The following is a 4,076-nucleotide window of genomic DNA, read 5'->3' as shown; positions in this document are numbered from 1 at the left end:
CACCTTCGAAGGACGCATCACCCCGAACGGAAACTAACCGACGCCAAGGTCGGATCCACCGTTAATCTGACACTCCCTCGAACCTCGCAGAGGTCGCTGAAGAGCTCGGTAGCGAAGGAACAATCGGAGGACGTACCGCTCTTGAGTGGCGGCGTCTAGCCGGCGAAGATGACGGACCACGCGAACAGCAGCAGGGTCCGTAGATACCCGCCTGCCGCAGACGGGTCGGGCCCCGACACTTTTCGCGTCGGGGCCCGGATGCGCGGATTCGTTGATGTTACTTGGGGAATGGGCTCGGATTGCTAGTCCAGCTTCTTGCGGTCCTTCTTGTCGAGGAGATGGGTGTTCTTGAGGGCGTCGTTCTTGGTGCGGGTCGCTTCGCGGAGGATGCGGTCGGTGTCGCGGCGGGTCCGCGGGAGGCGGACTTCCTTGGTGTAGTCGGCGTGGCGTTTGGCCAGGCTGGGGCCGGTGTTCTTGACCGTGGGGTCGCCGCCGGAGCCGGCGAGTGCCCCGACGATGCCGATGACGGCCTGTGCGCGGTTGAGGCGATCCTTGAAGCTCATAGTGGTCAGTTCTCCTTGCTAGTGAAGTGGGCTACAGCTTTCGGGGCGTCGCTGTCGGCGTGGTCGGTAGTGTCCTGGCCGGCGACGAGGAGCTGGTGGTGGTCGGCGAGCTGTCTGCCCTGGGCGACAGCGAGGTCGAAACTGTCGACCTGGAAGCTCGGCGCGGGCAGCGGGTCCTGGCGCCCGACGTAGGAGCGGGCGATCGTGATGGCCTTGTCAGCGGTGCTGCGGGTCACGACGAGGCGGGCGTGCTCGGTGGCGTCAGTGATCTGGCGGCCGAGGTCGGCGAGCTTGAGGCCAGCCTGTTCGACGAGTTCGGCGCGTTCGGCCTGGTGGTTCTCGATGTCGTTAGCGCGGTGGGTGAGCTGGGCGGTGACGGCGTCGAGCTGCTCGGTGGTCTCGGAGCCGTTCTCGTATTCGGACATGTAGTTGACGTAGCCGGATCCGCCGATGATGAGGGCGAAGAAGATCGCCAGGGGAATCATCACGTAGACCGGGGCTCCGGCGGCGTTGCCGTCGTGAATGATCCGCAGCATCATCACGATCGCGGCGATGGAGACGAGCGCGCCGAGCCCGACACGCTCGGCGAGGATCCGCTTGAAGGTCGCGCCGGTGCGGTCGACGGTGGCGTCGGTGGTCTTGAAGCGGCGGTGCCTGCGGCCGGTGTGGCGCGTGATCCAGGTGAACGCGAGAGTGCCCAGAACCGCGAACACCGCAGCGATGGCCATCTTGATGATCTGGCCGACATCGCCGGTGAACGCGAGAACGAGGTTGGCGTTGAGCAGACCCATCGTCAGGAACAGAAAGATCGGGAAGTCGAGAGCGACGAACACCTTCTCGGTCTTGGTGTTGCGGTGACGATCGCGGTAGTGGCCGGTGGCACCGTTACGGTGGGCACCGTCGATAACCCCGCGGAGCTCATCGTGCTTGGTCTGAGCCTGATCGGGGGTGAGGCGCTCGTGGTTGGGGCCGACGAGTACCCGTTCGCCGCGGAGCTCAATGTACCGGTCGATCTGGTTGATCCGGGCGAAGATCTTCTTGATCAGCGAGATGCTGCCGGCAATGGGCCCGCGTGCGGCCTTCTCCAGGCTGTCCTCAGCCGCGGTGATCGGGACGCTGAGGATCTTGCGCTCCATCAACGTCAACTCTTTACCGGTGGGGAGCTTGGGCAGGCGACCGTATTCGCGGACCACCGCTCCGGTTCCGACGAGCTGACCCAGCGGGATGGGACCCATCCCGAGGCAGGAAGTGACCTTCTCGGAGGTAGGGATCTTCGCAGGAGCCGGCGCGGGGACGGTTCCGTTCTGAAGCTGGGCGAATTCGCGGGCGAAGTCGTCGTTGGACGGGCCGCGGTTGTGCAGTTCGGTCATGTCGGTGTGTCCTTGGTGGTGGTGGCCTTCGACCTCGGGTGGTGTGGGGCTCTGGCTCCTACGTTCGAGCCACACCGGTGTGCGGTCAGGGGTGTGTGTGGTGTGGGTGTGCGCTAACTTCTGGACACGACCAACACCGGCCTCGGCTCGGCGACCGACAGCCGTGCAACACCCCACCGCCGGTCGGTCGGAAGCGGGGTAATGCTTGGAGAGAGCGGGGGAACGCGGATGGTCTCGGACACCGACAAGGCCCCCTACAAGGCCTGGCTCGCTGAACTCGACCGCGTCATGACCCGCCGCGACGTCGCGACCGCGATGCGCGAGTACGTGCGCGCCCACCAACACTTGTGGGAACTCGACGACCGCCCGACCACCCGCGACAAGTGGATGAAAGGATCATCGGCAGCCCAGCTGGATGTGTTGGCCAACAACGTCGGCCGATGGATCGGTGGATCGGTACCTGGCCCGAACATCTTGAAAATGGCGTTGATATCGGTCGTCGACAAAGCGGTCCCCGAGGCCCCCGACTCGGTCCGGCAACTGGGACAGTGGGGTGGGTTCGCCGACGTTCTCGACGCTGCCGACACCTCCAACAGGTCAGGGCAGAAACGCGGCGGTGCCGCAGCGAAATACAAAGCCCAGCAAGACCACGCGGAGAAGACCGCGAACGTGGTCCGTGCCGCCGGCCGGCCCGACGACATCGACGCCGCCAGAGATCTCGAAATCGGGTCGTCGCTGTTCGACGACGCTCTGCCGCCGTACGTCGCGCGCACCGCCGACACCCTCGTCGCCGCCCGCCTGGGCGACCCAAGGAATCACCCGATCACCGTGATCGTCGGACCCCCGAAATCCGGGAAGACCCGCAGCCTGTTCCATCTCCTGTCAGCAGTCACACCGCAACCGGTCACCTGGTGGCACAACCCCGCACCGGGAGCCCTCGACACCCTCATCGCCCGCCTCCAAGCCGTCAAGAACGACCCCGCCAGGCCCGACGTGGTGATCCTCGACGACGCCGGATACAACGGTGTCACCCCCGATACGGGACTGACCGCACCCCGGATCCGCAAGATCGCGTCCCTGACGACGTCGGTGGTGCTGATCGTGCACTCCGCCGACCTCGCATCCTGGAAGGATCACGCCACCGGCGGTCGTTCGGCCGGCGGCCTCGAGACGATGATGGGTATCGGAGCCAGCCCGACACTGGTGAACCTGCTCGACGCCAACACCGTCGACTACTCTGCCGAACTCGACGACACCGAACTCGCCGCGGCGTCTCAGATGCTCACCGACAACGACAGCAGCGACCTCCAAGGCCTGGACCTGACCCGTCTCGCCGAAGCGATGGCCACGGTCGGCAAACTGCACGCCGCTGTCCAGGCCGCCTCCGAACACGGCGGAATGAGGGCCGCGCTGGTCGACGCCGCGATCGATGCCACCATCACCGACCCCGCAGGAGTCGACGTCGACTGGCTCCAGACCCTCACTCAGATTCACTACCGACGTCTCGCACGGAACGCACGTTGGCAACCCGCCCAGTTCGATATCGAGTTCGACGACTGGGCCACGGTCGGGTTCTCACCCGGATCCCCCCACGCCGTCCTCATCCGCACCGACACCCACACACCCGACAGTCATGGGGGAGAACGGTATCGACTCCTCGACGCCCTCACCCCACGCCTCCGCGCCCCCGACCGCGACCTCACCCACCTCGACCCCACCACCCTCCACACCGCCCGCATCCTTCGCACCTCGGACTTCCTGATCGCCCACCGCCGCTACGACACCGCCGCAACCTGGCTACTCCCCGCCGCCCACCGAGGAGACCCCGACTCCCTCCTCAAACTCGGATCAGTCACCCACGAGATCGGCCCTGAAGCCCTCGTCGACGGCCGTGCCGCCACAGGGTGGTGGGCCCTTGCCGCCAACCGCGGTGACCCCGCTGCTGCACACAACCTCGGAGTAACTGCCCAAGCCATCGGTTTCGACGCCGTCATCGAAGGCCACACCGCCACCGAGTGGAGGCTCATCGCCGCCGACAACGGCATTGCCGCCACCGCCTTCAACCTGGGAAACGCCGCGAATCAACTAGGCCCCGACGCCGCCATCGAAGGCCACACCGCCACCGAATGGTGGAGAATCGCCG

General features: G+C 65.9%; 3 protein-coding genes. 1 reads left to right on the top strand and 2 read right to left on the bottom strand.

Annotated elements, in window-relative coordinates; all coding sequences use genetic code 11:
* Positions 1 to 302 precede the first annotated feature (302 nt).
* Both R3P93_RS23320 and R3P93_RS23315 read right to left on the bottom strand, forming a co-directional pair.
* Complete coding sequence (locus R3P93_RS23320) at positions 303 to 563, bottom strand: hypothetical protein (protein WP_057477037.1); 261 nt, start codon at positions 561 to 563, stop codon at positions 303 to 305.
* A gap of 5 nt (positions 564 to 568) precedes the next feature.
* Positions 569 to 1,933: a hypothetical protein gene (locus R3P93_RS23315; protein ID WP_317534249.1), complete on the bottom strand. Its 1,365-nt coding sequence runs from the start codon at positions 1,931 to 1,933 to the stop codon at positions 569 to 571.
* Between the two features lie 228 nt (positions 1,934 to 2,161).
* On the opposite strand from R3P93_RS23315, the gene R3P93_RS23310 reads away from it, so the two are divergent.
* Positions 2,162 to 4,076: SEL1-like repeat protein (locus R3P93_RS23310; RefSeq protein ID WP_317534248.1), on the top strand; the 1,915-nt coding region annotated here is incomplete at its 3' end.

Source organism: Rhodococcus cerastii, from assembly GCF_033042195.1.
Classification (GTDB): domain Bacteria; phylum Actinomycetota; class Actinomycetes; order Mycobacteriales; family Mycobacteriaceae; genus Rhodococcoides.
This window is presented reverse-complemented; position numbering and strand designations above follow the sequence as displayed.